This window comes from Rhodanobacter caeni (assembly GCF_039523575.1).
Classification (GTDB): Bacteria; Pseudomonadota; Gammaproteobacteria; order Xanthomonadales; family Rhodanobacteraceae; genus Rhodanobacter; species Rhodanobacter caeni.
In genome coordinates this window covers 677,059-703,034 of the sequence record NZ_BAAAFO010000003.1, presented here as the reverse complement: position 1 = coordinate 703,034, position 25,976 = coordinate 677,059, and the positions used below count along the sequence as shown (strand labels likewise).

The following is a 25,976-nucleotide window of genomic DNA, read 5'->3' as shown; positions in this document are numbered from 1 at the left end:
GTTCAGGCCACCGTGCCGGCCCACACGCTGTTCGGTTGATCGCGACGCGCCCGCCTTGCCACCGCACGGGCCAGCGAGGCAAACGCGAACGCCATCGCCAGCGCGCCCATGTCGATGGCGAACAACCCGCCATGCCCCGCCGCGGCGCTGCGCCACAACCACCAGCCGGTGGCGATGCCGTGTACCACCGGCACCAGTGCGGTGACGATCGCCGCCAGCCACAGCAGCTCGCGTGCCGCCTTTACCGGCGCCCTGCGCGCGGCCCACAACGCGCACAGGGCCCAGCTGCCGAAACAGGCCCAGCGCTGGCCGGTGGCCACGTTCCAGCCCAGCATGGGAAGGACTTGCGCCGCCACGAACGCGGCGGAAACCGCCACGCAGACACCGATGCAGATGCCCACCGTGGCGCGTGCCATGTGCAGTTGCGCGCGGCCCTGTTCCGCCTGCCGGCGCCTGCGCCGCGATTCGATCCACAGCAGGTTGCCCGAATAGAACAGGAACGCGCCGCCCAGGCCCAGCAGGAAATACAACCAGCGCACCGCGGCGCCGCCGTAATCGGCGAAATGCAGCGCGTACGTGGCGGCCAGGGTGGCGTGGTTGGCATCGCGCGAACCGGGCAACTGCGTGGCCAGCACCGCGCCACTGACGGCATCCAGCGCCACCGAGCCACCGCCCAGCGCACGCGGTGAGCTGCCGGTGATCTCGACCACCGCGTGCGCATCACCGGCATGGGCCAGCTTGAGATAACCCGGCTCGAATGCCGCATCGCCATGTTCACGGGCCACCGCGATCGAGCGCGCATGCCACGTGGCCAGCGACGCCAGTGGTGCCGCCGTGCCGGCCTTGGCGACGGTCGGCGCGGTATTCATCGCCGCCGACGAGGCCGTCATCAGCTGGCCCTGGTAGATCAACGGATTCAGCGCCAGCATCGCCACCAGCAGCAGGCACAGCACCGCGCCGGTGACGGCGAACATCACGTGGAACGGCAGGCTCAGCACGCCAATCACGTTGTGGGTGTCCTGCCAGAAGCGCTTCAGATTGCGGCCGGGGCGCAGTGCGAACAGGTCCTTGGCCAGCCGCGGCAGATGGATCACGAAGCCGGACACCAGCGCCACGCCGTACAGCAGGCTGACGACGCCCATCAACCAGGTGCCCGCCCGCGGAATGCCCAGCGCGTAGTGCAGCTCGTTGATCAGCTCGGGCAGCGGCGCGACGTCGGGTTCGGCGGGGCTGCCGGCGGTGTTGCCCGGCGAGGCAAACAGCCATGTGCCGTCGCTGTCCTGCCAGTAGGCCATCGGCTGCGCCATCTCGTAGCCGGGAAAGGTCATGCCCACGTGATCGCGCGCTTCAGGGTGCTGCGCCAGCACCTCGTCGAGCAGCTGTTGCGCCTCGGCCAGGGTGGCGGTCGACGGCGTGGCATGCGGGTTCGCCCAGCGCTGCACATCCGGTTGGAACACCGTGATCGCGCCGGCGTAGAACGCCACGAACAACGCGAACCCGGCCACCAACCCCACCCACGAATGCACGCTGGTGAAGGTGCGCAGGGTGGCGGGTTTCAATTTCATGGCGATGACCTCACCGAACCCAGCCGGACATCTGCAACAACCACAGCAGACCGAGCCCAAGCAGCGCCAGCGCACCCAGCCAACCCCACGCCTGCTTGCCGTCGGGGAAACGGAACGCCGCGCAGATCACGCCGATCCACACCGGAAAGAACGCCACCAGCCCGGCCACGATCGTCGATTGCCAGGGGCCGGGCAGCACCCAGCAACCCAGCCCGACCAGCGCGGCGGCAAGAAAAAAGCCCGGCACCACGCCGGCGCTGGCGCGCGCCCACATCAGCAAGGCCCTCCGGCGAGGTGGGTACGCGGGCTGCGCATCACTCCTTCTCCAACGCGGTGGCATCCGCGGCCGGCGTGCCGAAGCGCATCGCCAGCCACGGCTGCACCATCAAGCCCAGCATGCCGCTGGCCAAGGTGGCGCACAGCCCCACCGCGATGCCGGCCGCGCCGATCCAGCACGCCAGCGACAGCAGCATCAACACGCTGCCGGCAACACGCGCCGCGCGCGGGTGGCCGCGCAGCGTGGACCACATGCAATGTGGCGAGGCGGCATACCAGGCGAGGGCGGCGCACGCCGCGAGCACGAAGCCGAACAGGCTGATCATCGCGCCACCCTACCAGCGGTAGCGCGCGCTGATCGTCACGCTGCGCTCGTAGCCGTAGTAGCACCACGCGGCGCTGTTGCAGGCAGAGACGTAGGTCTTGTCGAACAGGTTGCTGGCGTTCAACTGCAGCCGCCAGCCGCCCAGGTCGTAATGCGCGGTGGCGTCGAACAAGGTGTAGGAGGGCGTCTTCCACGCGTTGTAGATATCGCCGTAATGGCTGCCGACGTAGCGCACGCCGCCGCCAAGGCCGACGCCCGCCAGCGGCCCGGCGATCACGGTGTAGTCGAGTCCGAGTGAGGCCTGCCGTTTCGGCAGCAAGGCGACCTGCTTGCCCAGCGAGGGCAGGTCGTTGGTGCGGGTGACTTGGGAATCGCTGTACGTGTAGCCACCGTAGAGGGCCAGCTGCGTACCGAGGTTCCAGCGGCCCTCCAGCTCCACGCCGCGCAGCCGCGTTTCGCCCTGCTGCACCTGGAACAACGCGTGGTTGGGGTCCACCGTCAGCGAGTTCTGCTGGGTGATCTGGTAGGCGGCCAGGGTGAGCAGGCCGTTGCCGCCGGCGGGCTGGTATTTCAGGCCCGCCTCGTACTGGTCGCCGGTGGTGGGTTTGAACGCATGGCCGGCGAAGTTCCTGCCCACGGTCGGCTGGAACGAATGCGACCACGACACGTACGGCGCCAGCCCGTTGTCGAACAGGTAGTTGACGCCCACGCGGCCGGAAAACGCGCGGTCGGTCTGCCCGGCGCTGCTGCCGGCCAGCCGGTCGTCGGTGTCGGTGCGCACGTGATCCTGGCGCCCGCCCGCGGTGAGGCTCCAGCGGCCAAGCTTGATCTGATCCTGCAGATAGACGCCCAGTTGCGACTGCACCTGCACGGTGTGGCTGGTGTACGCGGGCACCGTGACCGGGCTGCCGTAGACCGGGTCGAACACGTCCAGCCCGCCGACGCCGAAGTCGAACGCGGAGGCGTAGTCGTCGTTGGCACGGCGGTAGTCCACGCCGGCCAGCAAGGTGTGCTGCACGCGGCCGTTGTCGAACACGTATTGCAGGTTGTTGTCGACGCCGAAGGTCCTGGTGTGGTTCTCGTTCGGGAACAGGTAGCGCAGCAACGTGCGGCCGTCGCCGAGCAGGCCGAACGCGCCCACGTTGGCGCCGTTGTTGTCCACCGTCGCCGTGCCGTAGCGCAGGTTCTGGTTGAACGCCAGGCCGTTGGCAAAATCGTGGTGGAACTCGTAGCCGATCGAGGCCAGCGTCTTGTCGTAGTCGTTCTGGCCAGGCTCGCCGGTGAAACGGTCGCGCGGGATCTTGCCGTGCGGGCTGGGCAGCAAGGTGCCTTCGGCGGGCAGGAAGCCGGCGCCGGAGGCGGTTTCGGCTTTCTGGTAGCGCGACAGCACGGTCAGCGAGGTGCTGTCGCTCGGCTTCCAGGTCAGCGCGGGGGCCAGGAAATAGCGATCATCCTTGATGTAGTCGGTCATGGTGTCGCTGTTGCGCGCCAGGCCGGTGAGGCGGTACAGCACGGTGCCCGCGTCGTTCAGCGGCCCGGCGAAATCGAACGTGCCCTGGCGCAGGTCGAAGCTGCCCACCTCCACGCCCACTTCGTGCAGCGGCTGCGCGGTGGGGCGCTTGCTGACCATGTTGACCATGCCGCCCGGCGGCATCGCGCCGTAGACCACGGACGAGGGGCCCTTGATCACCTCCAGCCGCTCCAGCCCGTAGGGCTCGATGCGGGTGATGCCGGTGCCCGAGCCTTCGGGCAGCGCCAAACCGTCGAGATAGCGGGCGGGGGTGAAGCCGCGCACCAGCATCCAGTCGCTGCGCGCATCGGCGCCGTAGCCGCCGCCCTGCGCACCGGCGGTGTACCACACGGCTTCCTCGATGCCCTGGATGCCGCGCTGGCTCAGCTGCTCGGCAGTGATCACCGACACCGACTGCGGGATCTCGATGATCGGTGTGTCGGTCTTGGTGACCGAGTCGCTTTCCCGCGCGATCGGCGCCGTGACCTGCACGCCCGACAGCGCGATGGCCGGTTTCTGCGCCGCGGTTGCATCGTCGGCATGGGCCGGCGTCGCCATCGTCGATGCGAGCAGCAACGGCACGCCGAGCAGTGCGGTACGGATGGCCTGGGCAAGCGGTGCGCCGGGGCGGCGCGCGGCGGTCGGAGCGGGGGACGATGACATGGAAGCCTTAGTTTTCAAGACGTGGGAGAGGCCCGCGCGAGTACCGCGGGCCGACGGATCGACCGCGCCATGCGCGCGAGGCTGGTTCCCGCCGCCCGGCGCGACGGTGGGGGAAACCGTTGCGTCGGAAGTGAGAATGATTCTTATTGTAAAAGCGACGGCGACCGACGGCAATTGCGCCGCGAATCCCTGGCGATGCCGCGCGTGGAAACACGCGCCACGCAAGGCATGGCGCGTTCGGCAGGGGTGCGTTGTTTCAGCGTGCCCGGTTCGGCCGCGGGCGAGCTCAGCCCGCGTGCGGAATGAAGTGCAGTGCGGCCGAGTTCATGCAATAGCGCAGGCCGGTGGGGCGCGGGCCGTCGTTGAAGACATGGCCCAGGTGGCCATCGCAGCAGGCGCAGTTGATGGCCGTGCGGCGCATGCCGAGCTGGCGGTCGTCGTGCTGCGTGACATTGGTGCGGGCGATCGGCTGGTAGAAGCTGGGCCAGCCGGTGCCGGAGTGGAACTTGGTGGCCGCGTCGTACAGCGCGGTACCGCAGCCGGCGCAGCGATACAGGCCGGGCGTGGTGACGTTCCAGTAGGCGCCGGTGAACGCGCGTTCGGTGCCGGCCTGGCGCAGGATGCCGTACGCCTGCGGCGACAGCCGCTGCCGCCACTGCGCATCGCTGAGCACCAGCCTGGGCACCTCGCGCGCGCCGAGGTCGCGGCCGTCGTCGGAAAAAATCTCCAGCCGCACCTTGCCCGGCTTGCCAACCGGCGCATTGGCAGCGGCGAACAAGCGCGGCGCCAGCAGGCTGCCGCCCACCGCCAGCGCGGCGCCGCCGGTCAGCGCCGCTTGCAGAAAGCGGCGCCGATCCATCGCGAGGGTTTCATCGATGCGTGACATGGCTTGCCTCCGTTGGGATGTGGAGTGGCTTTACTTGCAGGAGCGGCTTCAGCCGCGACGCTCTTGGCTTGGGTCCGCGAAAAGCGGTCGCGACTGAAGTCGCTCCTACAGGGGAATGGATAGGCGTTCCTCAACCGAAGGTGAAGGCGAAGGCCTGCACGCCGGGGTCGAGGAAGGTGATCTCGAACAGCCGCTCGCCGCTGCCGTTGGCCTGGCGTACCAGCTGGTACAGCCGCTGGCTGGTGATGACGCCGTTGCCTTCGGCGTCGGTATCCATGCCGTGGTCGGCGCCGGGCGGCTTGCCGTCGAGGGTGACGCGGAAGCGCACCGGCTTGCCGTCGCTGGCCGGGCCCAGCACCAGGTGCAGGTCGCGGCCGCGGAAGCGGTAGACGATGCGGCCTCCGGCCTGCTGCAGTTGCGCGTTTTCCGCGTGCACGTTCCAGCGGCCATCCAGCGACCACTGGTTGGTGCCCAGCGCAGCGGGCGCGTGGTAGTTCCATGGGTCGTCATGCGCGACCCGGCCGCCGACGAAGTTGCGGGCGCGGGCGTAGCCCACGTAGGTCTCGGGCGAGCGCGTGGGGTCGCCGGAAGATGCCGCCTCCACGCCACGGCGGTCCGCGCTGACGTAGCCGCCGGGCAGGTTCTTGTAGCCCGCGTCGGTCAGCAACCGGCGGATCACGTCCTCGCTTTGCGGGTAGGCGCCCTCGCCGAAATGGTGGTGGCGGATGCGACCCTGGGCGTCGATGAAGTAATGCGCCGGCCAGTACTTGTTGTTGAAGCCCTTCCAGATCGCGTAGTCGTTGTCCAGCGCCACCGGGTAATCCACGCCCAGGTCCTTCACCGCCTTGGCCACGTTGGCCGGGTCCTTCTCGAACGCGAACTCCGGCGCATGCACGCCGATCACCACCAGCCCGTGGTCCCTGTACTTGTCGGCCCAGCCGCGCACGTACGGCAGCGAGCGCAGGCAGTTGATGCAGGAGTAGGTCCAGAAATCCACCAGCACCACCTTGCCGCGCAGCGACGGCGCGGTGAGCGGCGGGCTGTTGAGCCACTGCGTGGCGCCGGCCAGCGAAGGCAGCTCGCCTTCCACCGGCAGCGGCTCGCCGGGTTTCACCATCGTGGCCGCGTTCACCGGTGCCGGCCGCACCGCATCCAGCAGCTTCTGCTCGATGCCGCCGGTGCTGGCCAGCGACACGCGCGTCAGCAGGCCGGTATCCAGCCCCAGCGCGATCGCCGCCACGCCGCACAGCACCAGCGCGCCCAGCCCGCGGCGCAGCCACTCGCCCGCGCCCAGCGAGCGCTTCATCAACGCGAACACCTTGCCGCCGACGAGCAGCGCCAAGCCCAGCGAGGTGGCGGCGCCGGCGGCGTAGGTCAGCAGCAACAGGGTGGTCTGCACGCTGGCGCCGTTCAATGCCGCGCCGGTCAGCAGCAGGCCCAGGATCGGCCCCGCGCACGGCGCCCACAGCAGGCCGGTGGCGACGCCCAGCCCGGCGGAGGCCCAGACCGAATCGCGCTCGCCGGCTTGCCGGGTCAGCCGCCCGCCCAGCGCCACGAACGGCCGGCTGATCCACTCGGCCACCCGCGTGGACAGCAGTGCCAGGCCCAGGAACGCCAGCACCAGCAGCGCCACGTAGCGGCCGTACTGGTTGGCGTGGATGACCCAGCCGCCGCCCAGCGCCGCCAGCGTGGCCACCGCCGCAAACGTGATCGCCATGCTCAGCAGCATCGGCAGGCCATTGCGCCTGAACGGACGGTCCGAGCGGGCGAACACGAACGGCAGCACCGGCAGGATGCAGGGGCTGAGGATGGTCAGCACGCCACCGAGATAGGCAATGATCAATACGAGCATGAGGTTCATCCGCGAGGGGTTGCCAGTTACTTCGCCGTGCGGCCCGGTCCGGTTACATGTGGCGGCGGGTAACCACGGCGGTGCGGGCAGCGAATGCAACGCTGAGGCAGTTCGACCGGAGAAAAACTTGCAGCCCTTGACCGCCGCGGGCCCGATGGTCTCTGATGATGCGCTTCCCCGTCGGTCGAGCGTCAGGTACCGCGTGCCAGCCAACCCCGCCACCAGCACCGCCGAAAGCGCCGACCAGCGTCGGGCGGCATGGATGGCGGCGGCGCAGGCCGGCGACCGGGTGGCCTACGAGAAGCTGCTGGCCGATTCGATCCCGCTGATCCGCGCGGCGGCACGCCGGCAGGGCGTGGCCCGGGATCACGTTGACGACGTGGTGCAGGAAACCCTGATCACCGTGCACCGCGTGCGTCATACCTACGATCCGTCGCGCTCGTACGACGCCTGGCTCAACGCCATCGCCAGCCGTCGCGCCATCGATGCCATGCGCCATCGCGGCCGCCACGACAGCCGCGAGCTGCACGACAGCTTCGCGCTGGATCGTCACCCCGATGCCGACGATGCCAGCGCCGCCAGCGAGCGCCAGCAGGACGCGCAGCGCCTGCGCGCGGCCATCGACGAGCTGCCGCCGGGACAGCGCGAGGCGCTGGAACAACTGGGCCTGCGCGAGCGCACGCTGGCCGAGGCGGCCGAGCAGACCGGCCGCAGCACCGGCTCGCTGAAGGTGAACCTGCATCGCGGGCTGAAATCGCTGCGCCGCCATTTCCACGGAGAACCTTGAGCCGCATGTCGCACGCACCCCGCCACGAAACCCTGATCCACGCGCTGGGCGCCGGCCTGGTGCCGGTGCGCCGGCTGCCGCCGCCGTGGCTGCGCACGCTGGGGTGGCTGGCGGTGGTGGCGGTGCTGGCCCTGGGCTTGTTGTGGCGCTACGGCACCGGCATCGCGATGGAGCGCTGGCGGGCATCGCCGGACATGGCCTGGGCCACCGCCGGCGCGGTGCTTACCGCGATCAGCGCGGCGTGGGCGGCCTTCGCCTCGGGCATGCCGGGGCGCAAGGCGAGCTGGGCCTGGTTGCCGGTGGCGCCGGCCGTGCTGTGGATCGGTGCCAGCGGCCTGGGTTGCCTGCGCACCTGGGTGGAGCCGGCGGCGCAGTTGACCCGCAGCCATCCCGCGCCCGACTGCCTGTACTTCATCCTGGGCTTCTCGATCCCGCTCTCGGCCCTGCTGATCTGGTTGCTGCGCCGCGCCTGCCCGTTGCGGCCGGTGCTGACCGCGGTGCTGATCGGCCTGGCCAGCGCAGCCGCCTCGGCCAGCCTGCTGGAGATCTGCCACGCCTACGGCGCCGCCGCCACCGACCTGCTGGCCCACGCCGCCGCCGTGGTCATGGTGATGGCGGCCAACGCGGCCATGGGCGGGCGCCTGCTGTCGAGGCATTGAGCCCATCCATCCCGCGGACCGTTCCGTTGCCTTGACGTGCCCTTGCGACCGTGACGGTATACTGCGCCCGCGCCATTCCGCGCGCCGATACCGCCATCGAGGCTCTCCCATTTGAGTACTGCCCGCACCAACAAGGCCGTCACCACGGCCACCCTGCGCCAATCCGTCGTCGACGCGCTCGACGAACTGAAAGCCAAGGACGTGCGCGAGATCGACGTCCGCGGCAAGACCTCCATCGCCGACCTGCTGGTGATCGCCTCCGGCACCTCCGCCCGCCACGTCAAATCCATCGCCGACGAAGTCCTGAAATTCGCCAAGAAGGCGGGTGTGCACCCGCTGGGTGTGGAAGGCGAGGCCGAGGGTGAATGGGTGCTGGTGGATCTGGGCGATGTGATCGTGCATGTGATGCTGCCGCGCATCCGCGAGTTCTACGGCCTGGAGCGGCTGTGGACGGTGGGTGACCGCGATGAGGATGAAAGCGAGGCGGCGCAGGCCGGGTGAACTTGCAACGTCGTTCCTCTGCCCTGCGCGTTTTTTCTCCCTCTCCCCTGCGGGGAGAGGGCTGGGGAGAGGGGGCGCTCCTGCGACAGGCCAGCCACGAAGCGAAGAGCCGCTCCGCTGGATTTTCCGGTAAGCCCGGCACCCTCTCCTCAATCCTCTCCCCAAGGGGAGAGGAGGCGATGGCGGCGCTGCGCGCGTTTTTAATTCATAGGGGCGAATGATGCGCGCGCGCATCATCGCCGTCGGGGAGCGCATGCCCGGCTGGGTGGCCGAGGGCTTTGCCGAATACCGCAAGCGCCTGTCGCACGAGCTGCCGCTGGAACTGCTGGAGCTGAAACCCGGCACGCGCGGCAAGGGTCGCGACGATGCGCGGGCCATGCACGATGAAGGCGCCGCGATTCTCGCCGCGCTGCCGCGCGATACCCATGTGATCGCGCTGGATGGCGGCGGCAAGCCGTGGTCCAGCGAAACGCTGGCCGCACAGCTGGCGCAATGGCGCATGGCCGGGCGTGACCTGGCCTTCCTGATCGGCGGCCCCGACGGCCACGCGCCGCAGGTGCTGGCCCGCGCCGACCAGGCCTGGTCGCTGGGCCCGCTGACCTTGCCGCACATGCTGGTGCGGCTGGTGCTCGCCGAGCAGTTGTATCGGGCCACCACGATCATGGCGGGGCATCCGTATCATCGGGCTTGAGTGCCGGGAGTGGGGAATCGGGAATGGGGAATGGTAAAGGCAACAGCAAAGGCAAAAACCGCCGTGCGTGAAGGTATGCTCCCGAATCCCGGCTCTCCACAGACGAATGTCTGGTCATCCCGAATCCCGAAATCACTTTCAATGTCCTTCCATATCTTCCAGGCCACCATCCACCACCTCGATACGCTGGCGCCGCTGTTCGACGAGTACCGCCAGTTCTATGCCCAGCCCGGCGACGTGCCGCGGGCGCGCGAATTCCTGGCCGAGCGCTTTCGCCATCATGAGTCGCTGATCCTGCTGGCGCTGGACGAGCAGCGCGAAGGCGTGGGTTTCGTGCAGCTCTACCCGCTGTTTTCGTCGGTGCGCACGGTGCGCACGTACCTGCTCAACGATGTGTTCGTCCTGCTGCGCGCACGCCGCCAGGGCGTGGCCGCCGCCTTGCTGACCGCCGCCGCCGACCACGCCCGCGCGCTGGGCGCGGCCAGCCTGTCGCTGTCCACCGCGCGCGACAACGCTTCGGCGCAGGCGCTGTATGCCTCGCTGGGCTGGCAGCGCGAGCAGCAGTTCTGCGAATACCACCTGGCGCTCTGACCCGGTGCTCTGTCTGGCCTCGAAATCGCCGCGCCGGCATCAATTGCTGCAGCAGCTGGGCGCAGCGTTCGACGTGCTGGATGTCGACGTGCCCGAGCGGCGCGCGATCGGCGAGACGCCGCTGGCCTACGTAAGTCGCGTGGCGCGCGACAAGGCGGTCGCGGGTGCCAGGGTGCGTCCGCACGACGTGGTGCTGGGTGCGGATACCGAAGTGGTGCTGGGCGACGACGTGTTCGGCAAGCCGCGCGACGCGGCCGATGCGGCGGCCATGCTGCGTCGCCTGAGCGGGCGTACGCATGCGGTGATCTCGGCAGTTTGGGCGCTGGGTGCGGGGCGCGAGGAATGCGCCGTCTGCGTATCGCAGGTGCGTTTCGCCGCGCTGGACGAAAACGATATAGCCGTCTATGTGGCCACCGGCGAGCCGTTCGGCAAGGCCGGCGCGTATGCCATCCAGGGCCGAGGCGCGGCCTTGATCGAACACCTCGAAGGCAGCTATTCGGGCGTGATGGGCCTGCCGTTGTTCGAGACCGCGCGGCTGTTGCGCGGCTTCGGCATCATGCCGCCGGCTTGACCGCCAGGAACCACGCCGCCACCGCCACCAGGTTGTTGGCGCCATGCGCCAGCACCGCCGGCCAGATCGAGCCCGTGCGCAGGCGCAACCAGGCCAGCGCCGCCGCCAGCAGCGCCAGGCCGGGCAGCGCGTACCACAGGAAACCCAGGTCCGGCAGGTGCACCAGCGCAAACAGCAGCGAGCACGCGGCGACGGCCCAGCCCGCCGGCAGCCGCCGCAGCAACGCCGAGAGCAGCACGCCGCGAAAGAGCAACTCCTCCACCAGCGGGCCCACCGTCACCACGACGGCCATCAACGCCACCCGCAGCGGCAACGCCGCCTCCGCGCCCACCTGCTGGATATCCTGCGGCACCTTGTGGCCGTGCGCCAGCCACTGGGTCAGCCAGCCGCCCAGCACCGGCGCGGCCAGACCGATCACGATGGCCAGCAGGTAGAACAGCGGTTGCGCCGGCCGCGCCACGGCGAAACCCGGTGGCGACGCCAGCGACCACAGCCGCGGCCATCGGCGATGCGTCAGCCACAGCATCGAGCCGGCTGCCACGCACAGCACCAGCATGACCATCACCGCACGCGCGTCCGGTTGCGCCAGCATGACCTGCACCTGGTGGCCGATGGTCTTGGCGTCGTAGGCCAGATGCTGCAGCCCGGCGCGCAGGCCGATCCACAGCCCGAGCGCGAAGGCGATCAAGGCGCCCACCGTGGCCTGCAGCAGGAAATACAGCACGATGAGACCGAGCGCCGTCAGCAGACCCGGCGCCCGTACGCCGGGCGCCGGCGACAGGCGTGATGGCGGCAAGGGCGGCGTCGCGTCCGGCGTTGCTTGCATCAGCCCAGCATCAGCGCGCGGCACACGCCGACGGCGGCCATCGCCAGCACGGCCAGCCAGGCCAGCATGGCGACCGCGAAACCTTTTTCGCGTGACGCGGGTTCGCGCATGTAGCTCCACGCGTACCACACGCGTCCCACCAGCCAGACCAGGCCTGCGATGCCGGCCCAGCCACTGAAACCGTAGCTGGCCGCCAGCCACAGCACGGGCAGGAACATCACCGTGCCTTCCAGCGTATTCATCTGCACGCGATAGGCGCGGTCGAACGCCGGATGGCCGCTGGTCGCGGGCGCCTTGATGCCGTGACGCATGCGCATCCGGCCGACGACGAACATGGTGCCGCACAGCAGCAGTACGGTGAGCAGGGTGACCAGCGCGGGCAGGTGGGTCATGGGCAGCGTCCTCGGAAAGTGGCCCTTACTGTAACGTCCGCGTCGGCATGCGTGCATGGCGCGATCATCCGGCAGTCGCTATCTTCGCCGTGCGTATTCCGGCGCAGCATCGCTCAACGAGGTTTCTCATGGATTGGCGCAGAGGCGGCAGCAGCAACAACATCGAAATCGGCAGCGGTGGTGGTCCGCGTTTCGGCGGCGGGCGCGGCCTTGGCCTGGGCGGCCTGGTGGTGCTGGCCCTGCTCGGCTGGATCTTCTTCAAGAACCCGATGGCGCTGCTGGACCAGGGCGGCGCAGCGCTCGACAGCGGCACCCAGAGCAGCGTACCCACCGAGGTCGACCCTGAGCAGAAGGCGTTCGTCAGCGCCATCCTGCATTCCACCGAGCAGACCTGGGGCGCGATCTTCCAGGCCCACGGCGCCACCTACGTCGAGCCGAAACTGCACATCTTCAGCGGCGGCGTGAACACGGCCTGCGGCGGCGCCACCACCGCGGTGGGGCCGTTCTATTGCCCGGGCGACCAGAAGGTCTATCTCGACCTGGCCTTTTTCCAGCAGCTGCAGGACGAACTGCAATCGTCCGGCGATTTCGCCCGCGCCTACGTGATAGCGCACGAGGTGGGCCATCACGTGCAAAACCTCACCGGCGTGTTCGCCCGCACCGACGCCGCGCGCCGTCGCGGCGCGCCGATGGAAGGCGCCAGCGGCCTTTCGGTGCGGCAGGAGCTGCAGGCCGACTGCTACGCGGGCGTGTGGGCCAACCACAGCCAGCAACGCCTGCAGTGGCTGCAGCCGGGCGACATCGAGGAGGCGTTGAACGCCGCCAGCCACATCGGCGACGACACCTTGCAGCAGCAGGCGCAGGGCCGCGTGCGCCCGGACACGTTCACCCACGGCACCTCGGCGCAGCGGGTGCACTGGTTCAAGACCGGCTTCGACAGCGGCGACATGGACCAGTGCGACACGTTCGCCGGGACGCTCTGAACGTCGGCGGCAGCCCCGTGGGAGCGGCTTCAGCCGCGATGCCTTTCGCCGCGGCGTTCCAGAATGCCTATGGACTGAAGTCGCCCGCGCAAGTTGCGCATGCCTGCAGGCATGCGCCCGCCCGTGGGCGGTGCTGCACAGCATCAGCAAATCGCGAATGCCGGCCTTGCGGCCTTTCGGTCCGCGGTTGACGGCTTTCCATCATTTCTATAATTTTAGAAATATGAAATCAAAAGAGGCCCTCGCCTGCCTCGCGGCGCTCGCCCAGGAGCATCGCCTGAAGCTGTTCCGTCTGCTGGTGGAGGCGGGCGACGAAGGCCTCTCGGTCGGTGAGCTCGCGGCCGCGACCGGCGTTGCCGGCGCGACCCTGACCAGTCATCTGCACGTGCTGCGTCGTGCCGGCATGGTGGACGACGAGCGCCGCGGCCGCGTCATCCAGTGCCGCGCGCGCTACGCGCAGATGAACGGCTTGCTTGGCTTCCTCACCGAAAACTGTTGCGTGGGTTCGGCGGCTGCCGCCGGCTGCACGACCACGACATGCAAACCCAAACGGAAAAAATCATGAAACGCTTCCACGTGCATCTCAACGTCGCGCGGCTGGACGACAGCGTCCGCTTCTACACCACGTTGTTCGGCACGGCGCCGACCGTGACGCGGCCCGATTACGCCAAGTGGATGCTCGATGATCCAGGTGTCAACTTCGCGATCTCGCAGCGCGGCCGCCAGCCCGGCATCGATCACCTGGGCCTGCAAGCGGGTGATCCTGCCGAGCTGGCCGCCATCGGCGCACGCCTGCAGGCAGCCGATGCGGTGGCGCTGGTGGAAAAAGGCACCACCTGCTGCTACGCCCATTCCGACAAGTTCTGGGCCGAGGACCCGCAGGGTGTGCGCTGGGAGAGTTTCCACACGCATGGCGAGGCCACCACGTACACCGGTGCGCCGGACGAAACCGGCGCCACGTGCTGCGGTCCGGCAACCACGAAACCCATGGCCGCCGGCTGCGGCCCGAATGCGGGCGAGGGTTGCTGCTGATGGCCACGCGCCTGCCGATCAATGTGTTGTTCCTCTGCACCGGCAATTCTGCCCGCAGCGTGATGGCCGAAGCCTTGCTCAATGTGCTGAGCGAGGGCCGCTTCCAGGCCTTCAGCGCCGGCAGTTTCCCCAGCGGCACGGTCCAGCCGATCGCGGCGGAGCTGGCGCGCGCGTTCGGCTACGCGGCGCCGTTGCGCAGCAAGTCCTGGGACGAGTTCGCGGGGCCGGATGCGCCGGCGATCGACATCGTCATCACCGTTTGCGACAACGCCGCCGGCGAGGTCTGTCCGATCTGGCCCGGCCAGCCGGTGACCGCGCATTGGGGCGTACCCGATCCGGCCGGGGTGGAAGGCCCCGATGTGCAGCGCAGGAGTGCATTCCAGTCGGCCTGGGCGATGCTGCGCCAGCGGGTCGAGCGATTGCTGGCGCTGCCGCTGGAAGCCCTCGATCGCCCAGCGCTGCAGCGGGCCTTGCGTGAGATCGGCCAGGTGGAATCCGCATGAGCAAGGCCGCGCTCGCCGCGCCTGCGCCAATCGGCCGCTTCGCCCGGTACCTCAGCGCATGGGTCGCGTTGTGCATCGTGGTCGGCATTGCGCTCGGACACGGGGTGCCCGGGGTGTTCGCGGCCCTGGCACACGCGGAAATCCAGCACATCAACCTGCCGGTGGCCGGGTTGGTGTGGCTGATGATCGTGCCGATGCTGCTCAAGGTCGATTTTGCGCAGCTGGCCGGCGTGCGCCATCAGCTGCGCGGCATCGGCGTCACCTTGCTGGTGAACTGGGCGATCAAGCCGTTCTCGATGGCATTGCTGGGCTGGCTGTTCGTGCGGCATGTGTTTGCCGGTTGGCTGCCGGTCGACCAGCATGATTCGTACATCGCCGGGTTGATCCTGCTGGCGGCCGCGCCATGCACCGCGATGGTGTTCGTGTGGTCGCGGCTGTGTGGTGGCGAGCCGAATTTCACGCTGGCACAGGTGGCGCTCAACGACACCATCATGGTGGTCGCGTTTGCGCCGATCGTGGCGCTGCTGCTGGGCGTGGCCTCGATCCATGTGCCGTGGGGCACGCTGTTGTTGTCGGTGCTGCTGTACATCGTGGTGCCGGTGGTGGTCGCGCAATCGTGGCGCGCCTGGCTGTTGCGCGGCGGCGGGCACGCGGCCCTGGACGCGACGCTGAAACGCATGGATCCGCTGTCGACTGTCGCCCTGCTTGCCACGCTGGTATTGCTGTTCGGTTTCCAGGGCGAGGCGATCCTGGCGCAGCCGCTGGTCATCGCCTTGCTCGCCATCCCGATCATCATCCAGGTCTATCTCAACGCCGGCATCGCCTACGGCCTCAGCCGCTGGCTGAAGGTGCCGCACTGCGTCGCCGGACCTGCCGCGCTCATCGGCGCCAGCAATTTCTTCGAGCTGGCCGTCGCCGCCGCCATCAGTCTGTTCGGCCTGAGCTCCGGCGCCGCGCTGGCGACGGTGGTGGGGGTGCTGGTCGAAGTGCCGGTGATGCTGTCGGTGGTGCGCATCGTGAACCGGACGGATGGCTGGTTTGCGCGCGGATCGCTGGCGGTTGCGGGCAGCGACGGGAATCGAGCCTAGCCGGGCTACACCACACGGGTGCGGCAGGTTCTAGAATGCGTCCGCTGCGCGCCTCGGGGTGCGTTCTGGTTCGTTCGATGGAACATCCCTGCCTGCGTTGCGGCGCCTGCTGCGCATACTTCCGCGTGGCGTTTCACTGGTCGGAAGCCGAGCCATTTCTCGGTGGCGTGGTACCGGCCGAACTCACCGAAAAACTGGACCCGCACCGGCTGGCCATGCGCGGCACCAACGCCGCCGCGCCGCGCTGCACCGCGTTGCAGGGCACGGTGGGCGAGGCGGCGCATTGCGGCATCTATCCGCAGCGGCCGTCGGTGTGCCGCGAGGTGGCGCCATCGTGGGAATTCGGTGCGGTCAGCCCGCAGTGCGACAAGGCGAGGCGGGCCCACGGGTTGCCGGTGCTGACGCCGCAGGACTGGCTGGATCCTTCCACTTCCGGCACGCCGCCGCTGCCGCAAAGCGCCTGAAACCCGTGTAGGAGCGCACCCTGGGCGCGATGCTCTCCTTCACGTTGCGACAAAGGCATCGCGCACAGGGTGCGCTCCTACGTGGCTCCGATTACCGCCGGTGCGGCGGCTTGCCGCCGGGCTTGAAGCCGCCGGGTTTCCTGTAGCCGCCCGGCTTGCGCGCCGCTGGCGCATGGTTGGACGCGGTGTCGTTGCCATCCCATTCGTGGATGCGCAGCTGCTGCTGCACCACCCACACTTTCTTCAGGTGATCGAACACTTCCGGCGGCATGCCTTCGGGCAGGTCGATCAGGCTGTAGTGGTCGCGGATGCTGAGCCGGCCGATGTACTGGCTGTCCAGGCCGGCCTCGTTGGCGATGGCGCCGATGATGTTGCCCGGCTTCACGCCGTGCTCGTGGCCCACCTCGATGCGGTAGGTGCGCTTGCCCTGCTCGGTGGCGTGGGCGCGCACCGGGCGATGGGTGAATTCGCGCGGCTCGCGCGCCGGCCGGGCGCCGTCGCGCTCGGAGGCCGGGTGGCGCTCGGTGCTGCGCGTGCCGCGCTCGCGCGTGGCCGGCTCGTACTTCTCGCGCTTGGGCGGTGGCGCCAGCAGCAGCGGCTGGTCGCCCTGGGCGATGCGCGCGAGCGCGGCAGCGATCTCGATCGCCGGCACGTTGTAGTCCTGCTCGTACTGCTCGATCAGCTTCTGGAATTCGCCCAGTTCGCCGACGGCCAGGGTGTCAGTGATGCGCTGCTTGAACTTGCCGATGCGCACGTCGTTGACCACTTCCACCGACGGCAGCTGCATCTGCTCGATCGGCTGGCGCGTGGCGCGCTCGATCGCGTGCAGCATGCCGCGCTCGCGCGGACTGACGAACAGGATCGCCTCGCCGTTGCGCCCGGCCCGACCGGTGCGGCCGATGCGATGCACGTAGCTTTCGGTGTCGTAGGGGATGTCGTAGTTCAGCACGTGGCTGATGCGCTCCACGTCCAGCCCGCGCGCGGCCACGTCGGTGGCGACCAGGATGTCGAGCTTGCCGTCCTTCAGTTGCTGGATCACCCGCTCGCGCTGTGCCTGGGCGATGTCGCCGTTGATCGCGGCGGCGGCCAGGCCGCGTGCCTGCAGCTTCTCGGCCAGCTCCTCGGTGGCCTGCTTGGTGCGCGCGAAGATGATCATCGCGTCGAAGGGTTCTGCCTCCAGGATGCGGGTCAGCGCATCGAGCTTGTGCATGCCGCTGACGAACCAGTAGCGCTGATGGATGTTGGCGGCGGTGGTGGTCGAGGACTTGATCGTGACCTCGGTCGGCTCCTTCAGGTGGCGCTGCGCGATCTTGCGGATCTGCGGCGGCATGGTGGCCGAGAACAGCGCCACCTGGCGCTCGGGCGGGGTGGCCTGCAGCACTTTCTCGACGTCGTCGATGAAGCCCATGCGCAGCATTTCGTCGGCCTCGTCCAGCACCAGGAAACGAAGCTCGGAGAGATCGAGCGTGCCCTTGTCCAGGTGATCGATCACGCGCCCGGGCGTGCCCACCACCACGTGCACGCCACGCTTGAGCGCATGCAGCTGCGGGCCGTAGCTCTGGCCGCCGTAGATCGGCAGCACCTGGAAACCGGGGATGTGCGCGGCGTAGCGCTGGAACGCCTCGGCCACCTGGATCGCCAGCTCGCGCGTGGGCGCCAGCACCAGCGCCTGCGGCTTGCCGGGCTTGCGCTCGATGCGCGACAGGATCGGCAGCGCGAACGCCGCGGTCTTGCCGGTGCCGGTCTGCGCCTGGCCCAGCACGTCGCGCCCATCCAGCAGAGGCGGGATGGTGGCCGCCTGGATCGGCGAGGGCGATTCATAGCCGACATCGGCCAGCACGCGCAGAACGTCGGGATGCAGCGCGAGTGCGCCGAAACCGGACGAAACCGGGGCGTTGTCGGAAACGGGGGATGACATGGGGGTACCTCAGGAAACAGGAAGCAGCGTCGGAGAAGCGGCGCGCAAGCCGGCCATTCTATCAGGCCGGCCGGCGCCGCGTTGCGGGCGCGGGCTGAACGGGTGCTTCAGCCTCGCGCGGATATGCTCGGCACATCGCGCGACCCACAGGAATCACGATGAGCACGCTTGAAACAATGTCCCGCCACCGCTGTCACGGCGGTGTGCAGGGGTTTTACCGCCACACCTCGACGGCCTGTGGCGGGCCGATGCGTCTGGCGGTCTATCTGCCGCCGCAGGCCGAACAACGCGCCTGCCCGGTGCTGTACTTCCTGGCCGGGCTCACCTGCACCGAGGAAACCGCCACCATCAAGGCCGGCGCGCAGCGGCTGGCGGCCGAGCTGGGGCTGATCCTGGTGATGCCCGACACCAGTCCGCGCGATACCGGTTTCGACGGTGCCACCGGCGACTGGGAGTTCGGCGAGGGCGCGGGTTTCTACGTCGATGCCACCGAAGCGCCGTGGTCGTCACGCTTCCGCATGCACAGCTACGTGGTCGATGAACTGCCCGCGTTGATCGCCGCGAATTTTCCCGCGGACACCACACGCAGCGGCATCTGCGGCCATTCCATGGGCGGCCACGGCGCGCTGACCATCGCCTTGAAACATCCCGGGCGTTACCGCTCGGTGTCCGCCTTCGCCCCCATCGTGGCGCCCAGCCAGGTGCCGTGGGGACGCAAGGCGCTGCCGCGCTACCTGGGCGACGACCCGGCCGCCTGGGCCGGTTACGACGCCTGCGAACTGGTGCGGCGGCAGACCTTTCCCGGCACCATCCTGATCGACCAGGGCGAGGCCGACGCATTCCTGGAAGCCCAGCTGAAACCCGAGCTGTTCGACCAGGCCTGCGCCGAAGCCGGCCAGTCGCTGCTGCTGCGCCGGCACGCCGGCTACGACCACAGCTACTGGTTCATCGCCAGCTTCATCGACGATCACCTGCGCCACCACGCCAAGGCGTTGGCTTGGCAAACCATGTAGGAGCGGCTTCAGCCGCGACGCTCTGCGGTTGGATGGAAGGGCGGTCGCGGCTGAAGCCGCTCCCACAGGTTTACGGTCAGGCTTTCGCGGCAGGCCGATGGCTGGAGCGACGACGCTGGTTGCCGGCGGCATGCTCGCCGCGGCCTTGCGCGGCAAAGCCGTTCGGACGGGCCGCGCCAAAGGACTTGCCCTGGCGCGGCTGGCGCTGGCCGCCGCCCTGCTTCGGACGCGGTGCGCCGGCATCGATGCGCAGCGGCGCGGAGGGCTCGTAGCCGGCCACCGCGGTGATCGCGATGTCCTGCTTGAGCAGCTTGCGGATGTCGTACAGCAGGCCGCTCTCGTCGTGGCTCACCAGCGACAGCGCCAGGCCTTCCATGCCGGCGCGACCGGTGCGGCCGATGCGGTGCACGTAGTCTTCGGCCACCGCGGGCAGGTCGTAATTGATCACGATCGGCAACTGCTCGATATCGATGCCGCGGGCGGCGATGTCGGTGGCCACCAGCACGGTGACGCGGCCGCTCTTGAAATCGCTGAGCGCGCGGGTACGGGCGTTCTGGCTCTTGTTGCCGTGGATCGCGGCGCTGCGCAGGCCCGAGGCGTTGAGGTATGTCACCAGCTTGTCGGCGCCGTGCTTGGTGCGGCTGAACACCAGGGTCTGGCGGCGGCTGTCCTGCGACAGCACGTGCAGCAGCAGGTCGCGTTTGCGCGAGGCATCCACCGGATGCACCTGGTGGCTGACCAGGGTGGTGACGGTGTTCGGCGCGGAGACCGAAATCTCCTTCGGGTTGTGCATGAACTCCATCGCCAGCGTCTTGATCGCCGGCGCGAAGGTGGCCGAGAACAGCAACGTCTGGCGGCGCTTCGGCACCGCGGCGAGGATGCGCTTCAGCGCGGGCAGGAAGCCCATGTCCAGCATGCGGTCGGCTTCGTCCAGCACCAGCGTCTCCACCGCGGACAGGTCCAGCGTGCGTTGCTGCATGTGGTCCATCAGCCGGCCGGGGGTGGCGATGACCACGTCAACGCCACGGCGCAGCGCATTGACCTGCGGCCCCATGCCGACGCCGCCGAAGATGGTGGTGGCGCTGACGTGGATGTGCTTGCCGTAGCTGCGCATGTTGTCGTGGATCTGCGCGGCCAGCTCGCGGGTGGGGGTGAGGATCAACGCGCGCGGCCGGCGGGTCATGGTCTGGCCGCTGGTGGAAAGTTTCTGCAGCAGCGGCAGCGCGAACGCGGCGGTCTTGCCGGTGCCGGTCTGGGCGGCGGCGAGCAGGTCGTGGCCTGCCAGCGCGGCGGGAATGGCGGCGGCCTGGATCGGGGTGGCCTGCGTGTAGCCGTAGTCGGCGAGCGCACGCAACAACGCGGGCGCGAGGCCCAGCGAATCAAAAGACATGTAACACTCCTGAGCAACCCGGAGTGTTCATACCGTGTTGCGGACCAAGGGGGGAAAGGGCGGGGATGCCGCAGCAATCAGGGGGATTGCGCCGCTGAGTATACCTGCTCGGAGCCATCCACGCGCGTTTTTGTGCGCGCCTCCGAAAAACGCGCCACCAGCAGGTAGCTGTTGTATGGCGTGCGCCCGCGCAAGGAGCTCACCTGCACGTCCAGCCCGGCCTGGCGCAGCGGCGCGCCCAGTTCCTGCGCCCGTGGGTAATGCTGGGCGCCGCCGGGAATCCAGCCCGACACGCGCAGGAAGAACTCCTCCACCCGGGTGGCGTGAAAGCGCCAGTTGGGCTCGCGCAGCACATTGCGGATGACCAGCGTGCCCTCGGGCGCCAGGTGCGCGAGGGCCGCCCGAAGCAGCGCCTGTTGCCGGGCGGCGGGCAGGTAGTGCAGCACGTCCAGCATCACCACATGGCCATGCACCGGCGGCAGCGTGGCGGCATCGGAGTCACGAAAGTCCATGTCGCCGTCCAGCCCGGCGGCCGTCGCCGCTTCGCGCGCCGCGGCGATCTTGCGTGGGTCGTGGTCCACGCCGATGTAGCGCGTCGCGGCGTGTTCGGCGTGCAGGTACTGACCCAGCAGGCCGATGCCGCAGCCGATGTCCAGCACCGGCAGCGACCGGTCGCCAACCAGCTCGGCGACGGCGGCGTAGGCGGGGTCGCAGGCCAGCTTCCAGCGCGCATGCCAGCGATGGCCGCGGTGGGCGTAGTGGCGGGCGATACCGTTTCGCGTTGCGCGGTCGAGCGCCATGGTTCTCTCCATGAAGGGGACGGGCCGGCAACCGCCGCGGCGGCCGATGTGGCGCGATGCAATCTCCGGGTACGGCGTGACGGACAGGTGACGATCACCGCCATTCACGCCGCGGCGTGACAAAAGCGAGCCGCCTCGTCCCGCAGATATCGCTCATGTCGATATTCTCGCCCTGCGCGAATTTGACCACGAGGATGCCATGCCTTCCTGGCCGGCTTCGCCGGTGTTGCCGACCTGGCCGGGTCCGAACCGTACGGCGTGGGTTTCGACAGGGCATGAGTGAGATAGACTTCGCGGTTTGTTCCCATCGACGAGACAGGCTATGAAGGCTGGCAAGGACAAGGTCATCGCGTTCCACTACACCCTCACGGTGAACGGCGAGGCGGTGGAAAGCTCGCGCGATCGCGATCAGCAGTTGTGGGTATTGCTGGGCCACGGCCAGCTGATTCCGGGCCTGGAAAAGGCGCTGGAAGGCCACGAGGCCGGCGAGACGCTGGCGGTGGACGTGTCGCCCGAGGAAGGCTACGGCGAGCGCCAGGAAGGCCAGGTGCAGCGCCTGTCGAAGAAGTACGTGCCGCAGGCCAACCGCCTCAAGCCGGGCGACGTCACTGTGCTGCGGATGAAGGAAGGCGGCCAGCGCGCGGTCACCGTGCACAAGGTGGGCATGAGCACGATCGACGTGGACATGAACCACCCGATGGCTGGTCAGACCCTGCATTTCGACGTGAGCATCAGCGAAGTGCGCGAACCCACCGAGGACGAGCTGAAGCACGGCCACGCCCACGCGCCGGACGCGCCGGCGCACTGAGCCTCGAGCGACGGCTGAAACGAAAAAACGGCACCTCGCGGTGCCGTTTTTCGTGGCCATACAGAACCCCCACCTCCCCGAAGCCCTCGTTGTAGGAGCGACTTCAGTCGCGACCGGGGCATCACCGTAGCCTCGGGTCGCGGCTGAAGCCGCTCCTACAGGTTCTGGGCGTGCTTCAGCTCGGCCAGCCGCTGCGGTGTACCCACATCGGTCCATTGGCCCCGGAAATGGCTGCCGCTGATCGCATCGGCGGCCATCGCCGCACGCAGCAGCAAGGCCAGCTTGAAACGCGGCGGGCTGACCTCGCCTGGGCCCACCACGTCGCGCCAGCCTTGCAGCAACTGCGCACGGTAGACGCCGATGCCGCTGAAGGTCAGCCGCGGCGTGCCGGTGTCGTGCACCAGTCCTTGTGCATCCAGCGCGAAATCGCCGTCGGGGTGGTGGGGCGGGTTGTCCACCAGCAACAGGTGGGCGAGACCGGTGGGTTCGGGTGGCAAGGCGGTGAAATCGGCGTCGCTCCAGATATCGCCACTGATCGCGATGAAGGGTGCGTCGCCCAGCAGCGGCAGCGCGTTGAGCATGCCACCGCCGGTTTCCAGCGGTTGCTCGCCTTCGTACGCGTAGCGGATGCGCAGGCCCCAGCGCGAACCGTCGCCCAGCGCCGCGGGGAATTGGTCGGCCAGGTGCGAGGTGTTGATCACCACGTAGTTCACGCCGGCGGCCGCCAGCTTTTCCAGGTGCCAGACGATCAGCGGTTTGCCGCCCACCGGCAGCAGCGGCTTGGGCGTGGTGTCGGTGAGCGGCCGCATGCGCTCGCCGCGGCCGGCAGCGAAGATCAGTGCGTGCCTCATGCGGCCGCCACCTGGCGCAGGTCGCGCGTCCCCACGCAGCGCTGCAGCAGCGCGGCAAGGCTGGCCAGCTCGGGGTATCGCGTGGCGACGTCGATGACGTAGGCGTAGACGCGCGGCAGGTCGTCGAGGTAGCCGGGTTTGCCGTCGCGGTAGCAGAGGCGGCAGAAGATGCCGAGCACCTTGATGTGGCGTTGCAATCCGGTCAGGTCGAACCAGCGCAGGAACTGGCCGCGATCGACCGCGCCGTCGATCAACTGGGCGGTCTGCAGCTGCAGCCGATAGCCGTCCGCCCACGCTTCCACCCGCTGGCGATCCCACGCGATATAGCAGTCGCGCAGCAGCGAGGCGAGGTCGTAGGTGATCGGGCCGATCAGCGCGCCCTGGTAATCGATGATGCCGGGGTTGGGCCAACGCGTGGCGATGTTCTGCGGCTGGTCGCGTGGCACGATCAGCAGGTTGCGGCTGTGGTAGTCGCGATGCACGAAGCCTTGCGGCTGCGCCAGCGCGTTGTGCAGCAGCGTGGTGAAGCCGGCCTCCAGCACGTCCCATTCCGCGCAGGTGGGCGTGTGGCCCAGATGCCGGCGCAGAAACCATTCGGGCATGAGTTCCAGCTCGCGCAGCAGGAAGTCGCGGGTGTAGCGCGGCATGCCCTCGGTATCCACGTCGCGCTGCATGTGCAGCAGCGCGCGCAGCGCATCGCCGTACAGGGCGTCGACCGTGGCATCGTTCAGCGCGGGCAGGTAGAGCTGCGAACCCAGATCCTCGATCAGCAGAAAACCCTGCTGCAGATCCTGTGCGCGTACGGCGGGCACATGCAGGCCGGCGGCGGCCAGGCGGGTGCCGATGGCCAGCCACGGCGCGGGGTCTTCCAGCGCCGGCGGCGAATCCATCACGATCCAGCTCTGCCCCGCATGGCGGGTTCGCCAGTAGCTGCGGAAGCTGGCGTCGGACGAGGCGGGCTCCAGCGTCAGCGCGGGCTCGCCGAGCGCCTCGCGGGCCCAGGCCAGGCGGCTGGCGGCGCGGTCCGGTGTCATCGCGCGGGGTCGGATGGAAGGTGGGCGCGCAAGGGTTACTCCGCAGAAGTGGGCAGCGGACGATTCTTGTCGATCCGTCGACCGTCCGCCACCCGTCTCCATGACCGCGGCTTACGACAGGTTGTAGGCGCGCTCCTCGTGCAGGGCCAGGTCCAGGCCGATCTGCTCCTGTTCCTCGTCCACGCGCAGGCCGATGGTCCAGTCGATCAGCTTGAGCACCAGCCAGGTCAGCGCGCCGCTCCACAGCACGGTGAAGCCCACGCCCTTGGCCTGGATCCAAAGCTGCAGCCACGGGTGCTCGACAGCGCCGAAACCACCCAGCGCCGCCGCCGCGAACGGCCCGGTGAGCAGCGCGCCCACGATGCCGGCCATGGCGTGGACGCCGAACACGTCCAGGCTGTCGTCGTAGCCGAAGTAGTGCTTCAGGCGGGTGGCGCAGAAGAAGCAGATCACGCCCGCGACCGCGCCCAGGATCAGTGCGCCGCCGGGGCCGATGGTGCCGGCGGCGGGGGTGATCGCGACCAGCCCGGCCACCGCACCCGAGGCGATGCCCAGCACGCTGGCACGACGGTGGATGATCCACTCCACGCCCATCCAGCCCAGCGCGGCGGCAGCGGTGGCGATCTGCGTCACCAGCATGGCCATGCCGGCGGTGCCGTTGGCGGCCACGGCCGAGCCCGCGTTGAAGCCGAACCAGCCCAGCCACAGCATGCTGGCGCCGATCAGGGTGTAGCCCAGGTTGTGCGGCGGCATCGGCATGTGCGGGTAGCCGCGCCGCTTGCCCAGCACCAGGCAGGCCACCAGGCCGGCGATGCCGGCGTTGATGTGCACCACCGTGCCGCCGGCGAAATCCAGCACGCCGATGTCGCCCAGGAACGAGCCGGGGCCGCCCCACACCATGTGCGCCATCGGCAGGTAGGCGAGGGTGAACCAGCCCAGGGTGAACAGCATCAGCGCCGAGAACTTCATGCGCTCGGCCACTGCGCCCACGATCAGCGCCGGCGTGATGATGGCGAAGGTGAGCTGGAACATCGCGAACACGCTTTCCGGCACGTGCGCGTACAGGCTGGCGGGCGTCATGCCCGCGAACATCGCGCGGTCGAAGCCGCCGATGAACGAGTGCAGGTTGGTCACGCCTGCCTGCATGCCCTCGGTGCTGAACGCCACGCTGTAGCCGTACAGCAGCCACAGCACGCTCACCAGCGCGGTGATCGCGAAACACTGCATCAACACCGACAACAGGTTCTTCGCCCGCACCATGCCGCCGTAGAACAGCGCCAGCCCCGGTATCGTCATCAACAACACCAGCATGGTGGCGGTGAGCATCCAGGCCGTGTCGCCGCTGTCCGGGGTGGCCGCCGTCTGCGCCATCGCCGGCAACGCCAGCGCGCTACCGCCCAGCACCAACCCGCTGCGCGCCAACAGGCGGCCACCGGTTCCCCGTTCCCTGTTCCCCGTTCCCGTTTTTTCAGAGCGCATCGACGTCGGACTCCTGTGTGCGGATACGGATGGCTTGTTCCAGATCGCTGACGAAGACCTTGCCGTCGCCGATCTTGCCGGTGCGGGCCGCGCCGCTGATGGCCTCGATCACCTGCTCCAACTGATCGTCGGCCACCGCGACCTCGACCTTCAGCTTGGGCAGGAAATCGACCACGTACTCGGCGCCGCGATACAGCTCGGTATGGCCGCGCTGTCGGCCGAAACCCTTCACTTCGGTGACGGTCATGCCCTGCACGCCCGCTTCCGACAAGGCCTCGTGCACGCTGTCCAGGGTGAAGGGCTTGATGATGGCGGTGATCCACTTCATGGCGTTTCTCCTCGGCGGTGAGGCTTCGGGATCAGCACGATGCATGCCACGCGCTGCCGGCGCCGCGACGCCTGCTTTTTCAAGGACTTGCGGCCCGGTGGCGGGCGAATTTGCACGGTCACCGGGCAACGCCGAGCGTGCTTTCCCCCCGATGGTGCGCTGCGGCAGCGTTGACCGCGGCGGCGCTAAT

29 protein-coding genes are annotated in these 25,976 nt (G+C 68.8%); 14 read left to right on the top strand and 15 right to left on the bottom strand.

The features are described 5' to 3' along the window. Positions 1-2 precede the first annotated feature (2 nt). The 6 genes from ABD017_RS11835 to ABD017_RS11810 form a co-directional block, all read right to left on the bottom strand. Positions 3-1,565 (bottom strand): PepSY-associated TM helix domain-containing protein, encoded by a 1,563-nt coding sequence (locus tag ABD017_RS11835; protein WP_343882949.1) that lies wholly within the window; start codon positions 1,563-1,565, stop codon positions 3-5. Positions 1,566-1,575: 10 nt separating this feature from the next. Then, positions 1,576-1,839, bottom strand: coding sequence for a hypothetical protein (locus ABD017_RS11830; RefSeq protein WP_343883109.1), 264 nt, complete (start codon positions 1,837-1,839; stop codon positions 1,576-1,578). A 40-nt stretch (positions 1,840-1,879) separates the two neighbouring features. Continuing rightward, positions 1,880-2,167: a hypothetical protein gene (locus ABD017_RS11825; protein ID WP_343882948.1), complete on the bottom strand. Its 288-nt coding sequence runs from the start codon at positions 2,165-2,167 to the stop codon at positions 1,880-1,882. 9 nt (positions 2,168-2,176) lie between these two features. Next, the gene (locus ABD017_RS11820) at positions 2,177-4,339 is read right to left on the bottom strand and encodes a TonB-dependent siderophore receptor (protein WP_343882947.1); all 2,163 of its coding nucleotides are present in this window, start codon (positions 4,337-4,339) and stop codon (positions 2,177-2,179) included. Positions 4,340-4,625: 286 nt separating this feature from the next. Beyond that, the gene (gene msrB, locus ABD017_RS11815; RefSeq protein ID WP_343882946.1) at positions 4,626-5,225 is read right to left on the bottom strand and encodes a peptide-methionine (R)-S-oxide reductase MsrB; all 600 of its coding nucleotides are present in this window, start codon (positions 5,223-5,225) and stop codon (positions 4,626-4,628) included. 130 nt (positions 5,226-5,355) lie between these two features. Beyond that, positions 5,356-7,077 (bottom strand): cytochrome c biogenesis protein DipZ, encoded by a 1,722-nt coding sequence (locus tag ABD017_RS11810; RefSeq protein WP_343882945.1) that lies wholly within the window; start codon positions 7,075-7,077, stop codon positions 5,356-5,358. 202 nt (positions 7,078-7,279) lie between these two features. Between ABD017_RS11810 and ABD017_RS11805 the strand changes: the two genes are divergently transcribed. The 6 genes from ABD017_RS11805 to ABD017_RS11780 all read left to right on the top strand — a co-directional run bounded on the left by ABD017_RS11805 (position 7,280) and on the right by ABD017_RS11780 (position 10,877). Then, a complete protein-coding gene (locus ABD017_RS11805; RefSeq protein WP_343882944.1) occupies positions 7,280-7,864 on the top strand; it encodes an RNA polymerase sigma factor in 585 nt (194 codons plus the stop codon). A gap of 5 nt (positions 7,865-7,869) precedes the next feature. Continuing rightward, positions 7,870-8,523 carry an NrsF family protein gene (locus ABD017_RS11800; protein WP_343882943.1) on the top strand — a complete coding sequence of 218 codons (654 nt, stop codon included), beginning with the start codon at positions 7,870-7,872 and terminating at the stop codon, positions 8,521-8,523. 111 nt (positions 8,524-8,634) lie between these two features. Next, complete coding sequence (gene rsfS, locus ABD017_RS11795) at positions 8,635-9,024, top strand: ribosome silencing factor (RefSeq protein WP_343882942.1); 390 nt, start codon at positions 8,635-8,637, stop codon at positions 9,022-9,024. Positions 9,025-9,244: 220 nt separating this feature from the next. Next, positions 9,245-9,715 carry a 23S rRNA (pseudouridine(1915)-N(3))-methyltransferase RlmH gene (gene rlmH / locus ABD017_RS11790; RefSeq protein ID WP_343882941.1) on the top strand — a complete coding sequence of 157 codons (471 nt, stop codon included), beginning with the start codon at positions 9,245-9,247 and terminating at the stop codon, positions 9,713-9,715. Between the two features lie 141 nt (positions 9,716-9,856). Then, positions 9,857-10,306 carry a GNAT family N-acetyltransferase gene (locus ABD017_RS11785; protein ID WP_343882940.1) on the top strand — a complete coding sequence of 150 codons (450 nt, stop codon included), beginning with the start codon at positions 9,857-9,859 and terminating at the stop codon, positions 10,304-10,306. 4 nt (positions 10,307-10,310) lie between these two features. Continuing rightward, a complete protein-coding gene (locus ABD017_RS11780; protein ID WP_343882939.1) occupies positions 10,311-10,877 on the top strand; it encodes a Maf family protein in 567 nt (188 codons plus the stop codon). On the opposite strand, the gene ABD017_RS11775 is transcribed toward ABD017_RS11780, so the two are convergent. Together ABD017_RS11775 and ABD017_RS11770 are read right to left on the bottom strand one after the other, a co-directional pair. Beyond that, entirely contained in the window at positions 10,861-11,703 is an 843-nt protein-coding gene (locus ABD017_RS11775) for a CPBP family intramembrane glutamic endopeptidase (protein WP_343882938.1), read from the bottom strand. The genes ABD017_RS11780 and ABD017_RS11775 overlap by 17 nt on opposite strands. Then, the gene (locus tag ABD017_RS11770) at positions 11,703-12,095 is read right to left on the bottom strand and encodes an MAPEG family protein (protein WP_343882937.1); all 393 of its coding nucleotides are present in this window, start codon (positions 12,093-12,095) and stop codon (positions 11,703-11,705) included. Before ABD017_RS11770 ends, ABD017_RS11775 begins: the two co-directional genes overlap by 1 nt. A gap of 128 nt (positions 12,096-12,223) precedes the next feature. On the opposite strand from ABD017_RS11770, the gene ypfJ reads away from it, so the two are divergent. The 6 genes from ypfJ (at position 12,224) to ABD017_RS11740 (ending at position 16,165) form a co-directional block, all read left to right on the top strand. Continuing rightward, the gene (ypfJ, locus tag ABD017_RS11765; RefSeq protein WP_343882936.1) at positions 12,224-13,078 is read left to right on the top strand and encodes a KPN_02809 family neutral zinc metallopeptidase; all 855 of its coding nucleotides are present in this window, start codon (positions 12,224-12,226) and stop codon (positions 13,076-13,078) included. Between the two features lie 223 nt (positions 13,079-13,301). Further along, a complete protein-coding gene (locus ABD017_RS11760; RefSeq protein WP_343882935.1) occupies positions 13,302-13,643 on the top strand; it encodes an ArsR/SmtB family transcription factor in 342 nt (113 codons plus the stop codon). Next, positions 13,640-14,110, top strand: a complete 471-nt coding sequence (locus tag ABD017_RS11755; protein WP_343882934.1) for an ArsI/CadI family heavy metal resistance metalloenzyme — start codon at positions 13,640-13,642, stop codon at positions 14,108-14,110. The genes ABD017_RS11760 and ABD017_RS11755 overlap by 4 nt, the downstream gene beginning before the upstream one ends. Further along, positions 14,110-14,613, top strand: a complete 504-nt coding sequence (locus ABD017_RS11750; protein ID WP_343882933.1) for an arsenate reductase ArsC — start codon at positions 14,110-14,112, stop codon at positions 14,611-14,613. Before ABD017_RS11755 ends, ABD017_RS11750 begins: the two co-directional genes overlap by 1 nt. Continuing rightward, positions 14,610-15,701 carry an ACR3 family arsenite efflux transporter gene (arsB, locus tag ABD017_RS11745; RefSeq protein WP_343882932.1) on the top strand — a complete coding sequence of 364 codons (1,092 nt, stop codon included), beginning with the start codon at positions 14,610-14,612 and terminating at the stop codon, positions 15,699-15,701. The genes ABD017_RS11750 and arsB overlap by 4 nt, the downstream gene beginning before the upstream one ends. A gap of 77 nt (positions 15,702-15,778) precedes the next feature. Then, a complete protein-coding gene (locus tag ABD017_RS11740; protein ID WP_343882931.1) occupies positions 15,779-16,165 on the top strand; it encodes a YkgJ family cysteine cluster protein in 387 nt (128 codons plus the stop codon). 91 nt (positions 16,166-16,256) lie between these two features. Here the strand turns inward: ABD017_RS11740 and ABD017_RS11735 are convergent, their stop codons facing one another. Continuing rightward, positions 16,257-18,083 (bottom strand): DEAD/DEAH box helicase, encoded by a 1,827-nt coding sequence (locus ABD017_RS11735; protein WP_343882930.1) that lies wholly within the window; start codon positions 18,081-18,083, stop codon positions 16,257-16,259. 158 nt (positions 18,084-18,241) lie between these two features. Between ABD017_RS11735 and fghA the strand changes: the two genes are divergently transcribed. After that, positions 18,242-19,096 (top strand): S-formylglutathione hydrolase, encoded by an 855-nt coding sequence (fghA, locus tag ABD017_RS11730; RefSeq protein ID WP_343882929.1) that lies wholly within the window; start codon positions 18,242-18,244, stop codon positions 19,094-19,096. Between the two features lie 76 nt (positions 19,097-19,172). Here fghA and ABD017_RS11725 read toward each other — a convergent pair whose 3' ends face one another. Together ABD017_RS11725 and ABD017_RS11720 are read right to left on the bottom strand one after the other, a co-directional pair. Further along, complete coding sequence (locus tag ABD017_RS11725) at positions 19,173-20,486, bottom strand: DEAD/DEAH box helicase (protein ID WP_343882928.1); 1,314 nt, start codon at positions 20,484-20,486, stop codon at positions 19,173-19,175. A gap of 77 nt (positions 20,487-20,563) precedes the next feature. Then, on the bottom strand, positions 20,564-21,286 hold the full coding sequence (locus ABD017_RS11720; protein WP_343882927.1) for a methyltransferase domain-containing protein: 723 nt from the start codon (positions 21,284-21,286) through the stop codon (positions 20,564-20,566). Between the two features lie 322 nt (positions 21,287-21,608). On the opposite strand from ABD017_RS11720, the gene ABD017_RS11715 reads away from it, so the two are divergent. Next, positions 21,609-22,094 carry an FKBP-type peptidyl-prolyl cis-trans isomerase gene (locus ABD017_RS11715; protein ID WP_343882926.1) on the top strand — a complete coding sequence of 162 codons (486 nt, stop codon included), beginning with the start codon at positions 21,609-21,611 and terminating at the stop codon, positions 22,092-22,094. Positions 22,095-22,249: 155 nt separating this feature from the next. Here the strand turns inward: ABD017_RS11715 and murU are convergent, their stop codons facing one another. The 4 genes from murU to ABD017_RS11695 form a co-directional block, all read right to left on the bottom strand. After that, positions 22,250-22,945: an N-acetylmuramate alpha-1-phosphate uridylyltransferase MurU gene (gene murU / locus ABD017_RS11710; RefSeq protein WP_343882925.1), complete on the bottom strand. Its 696-nt coding sequence runs from the start codon at positions 22,943-22,945 to the stop codon at positions 22,250-22,252. Beyond that, positions 22,942-23,979, bottom strand: a complete 1,038-nt coding sequence (locus ABD017_RS11705) for an aminoglycoside phosphotransferase family protein (RefSeq protein WP_343882924.1) — start codon at positions 23,977-23,979, stop codon at positions 22,942-22,944. The genes murU and ABD017_RS11705 overlap by 4 nt, the downstream gene beginning before the upstream one ends. Before the next feature lie 111 nt (positions 23,980-24,090). Further along, positions 24,091-25,458 carry an ammonium transporter gene (locus tag ABD017_RS11700; RefSeq protein WP_425543722.1) on the bottom strand — a complete coding sequence of 456 codons (1,368 nt, stop codon included), beginning with the start codon at positions 25,456-25,458 and terminating at the stop codon, positions 24,091-24,093. Then, positions 25,448-25,786 carry a P-II family nitrogen regulator gene (locus tag ABD017_RS11695; RefSeq protein ID WP_056081413.1) on the bottom strand — a complete coding sequence of 113 codons (339 nt, stop codon included), beginning with the start codon at positions 25,784-25,786 and terminating at the stop codon, positions 25,448-25,450. Before ABD017_RS11695 ends, ABD017_RS11700 begins: the two co-directional genes overlap by 11 nt. Positions 25,787-25,976 lie beyond the last annotated feature (190 nt).

Excerpts from the sequence above, each read along its gene's own strand:
- ABD017_RS11700 (WP_425543722.1), bottom strand. The coding sequence starts at position 25,458 with ATGCGCTCTGAAAAAACGGGAACGGGGAACAGGGAACGGGGAACCGGT.
- ABD017_RS11755 (WP_343882934.1), top strand. The coding sequence starts at position 13,640 with ATGAAACGCTTCCACGTGCATCTCAACGTCGCGCGGCTGGACGACAGC.
- rlmH (WP_343882941.1), top strand. The coding sequence starts at position 9,245 with ATGCGCGCGCGCATCATCGCCGTCGGGGAGCGCATGCCCGGCTGGGTG.
- ABD017_RS11785 (WP_343882940.1), top strand. The coding sequence starts at position 9,857 with ATGTCCTTCCATATCTTCCAGGCCACCATCCACCACCTCGATACGCTG.
- ABD017_RS11715 (WP_343882926.1), top strand. The coding sequence starts at position 21,609 with ATGAAGGCTGGCAAGGACAAGGTCATCGCGTTCCACTACACCCTCACG.
- ABD017_RS11695 (WP_056081413.1), bottom strand. The coding sequence starts at position 25,786 with ATGAAGTGGATCACCGCCATCATCAAGCCCTTCACCCTGGACAGCGTG.
- ABD017_RS11705 (WP_343882924.1), bottom strand. The coding sequence starts at position 23,979 with ATGACACCGGACCGCGCCGCCAGCCGCCTGGCCTGGGCCCGCGAGGCG.
- ABD017_RS11720 (WP_343882927.1), bottom strand. The coding sequence starts at position 21,286 with ATGGCGCTCGACCGCGCAACGCGAAACGGTATCGCCCGCCACTACGCC.
- ABD017_RS11810 (WP_343882945.1), bottom strand. The coding sequence starts at position 7,077 with ATGCTCGTATTGATCATTGCCTATCTCGGTGGCGTGCTGACCATCCTC.
- ABD017_RS11820 (WP_343882947.1), bottom strand. The coding sequence starts at position 4,339 with ATGTCATCGTCCCCCGCTCCGACCGCCGCGCGCCGCCCCGGCGCACCG.
- ABD017_RS11800 (WP_343882943.1), top strand. The coding sequence starts at position 7,870 with ATGTCGCACGCACCCCGCCACGAAACCCTGATCCACGCGCTGGGCGCC.
- ypfJ (WP_343882936.1), top strand. The coding sequence starts at position 12,224 with ATGGATTGGCGCAGAGGCGGCAGCAGCAACAACATCGAAATCGGCAGC.
- ABD017_RS11725 (WP_343882928.1), bottom strand. The coding sequence starts at position 20,486 with ATGTCTTTTGATTCGCTGGGCCTCGCGCCCGCGTTGTTGCGTGCGCTC.
- ABD017_RS11770 (WP_343882937.1), bottom strand. The coding sequence starts at position 12,095 with ATGACCCACCTGCCCGCGCTGGTCACCCTGCTCACCGTACTGCTGCTG.
- ABD017_RS11830 (WP_343883109.1), bottom strand. The coding sequence starts at position 1,839 with ATGTGGGCGCGCGCCAGCGCCGGCGTGGTGCCGGGCTTTTTTCTTGCC.
- ABD017_RS11735 (WP_343882930.1), bottom strand. The coding sequence starts at position 18,083 with ATGTCATCCCCCGTTTCCGACAACGCCCCGGTTTCGTCCGGTTTCGGC.
- ABD017_RS11760 (WP_343882935.1), top strand. The coding sequence starts at position 13,302 with ATGAAATCAAAAGAGGCCCTCGCCTGCCTCGCGGCGCTCGCCCAGGAG.
- ABD017_RS11740 (WP_343882931.1), top strand. The coding sequence starts at position 15,779 with ATGGAACATCCCTGCCTGCGTTGCGGCGCCTGCTGCGCATACTTCCGC.
- msrB (WP_343882946.1), bottom strand. The coding sequence starts at position 5,225 with ATGTCACGCATCGATGAAACCCTCGCGATGGATCGGCGCCGCTTTCTG.
- murU (WP_343882925.1), bottom strand. The coding sequence starts at position 22,945 with ATGAGGCACGCACTGATCTTCGCTGCCGGCCGCGGCGAGCGCATGCGG.
- arsB (WP_343882932.1), top strand. The coding sequence starts at position 14,610 with ATGAGCAAGGCCGCGCTCGCCGCGCCTGCGCCAATCGGCCGCTTCGCC.
- ABD017_RS11825 (WP_343882948.1), bottom strand. The coding sequence starts at position 2,167 with ATGATCAGCCTGTTCGGCTTCGTGCTCGCGGCGTGCGCCGCCCTCGCC.
- ABD017_RS11775 (WP_343882938.1), bottom strand. The coding sequence starts at position 11,703 with ATGCAAGCAACGCCGGACGCGACGCCGCCCTTGCCGCCATCACGCCTG.
- ABD017_RS11750 (WP_343882933.1), top strand. The coding sequence starts at position 14,110 with ATGGCCACGCGCCTGCCGATCAATGTGTTGTTCCTCTGCACCGGCAAT.
- ABD017_RS11835 (WP_343882949.1), bottom strand. The coding sequence starts at position 1,565 with ATGAAATTGAAACCCGCCACCCTGCGCACCTTCACCAGCGTGCATTCG.
- fghA (WP_343882929.1), top strand. The coding sequence starts at position 18,242 with ATGAGCACGCTTGAAACAATGTCCCGCCACCGCTGTCACGGCGGTGTG.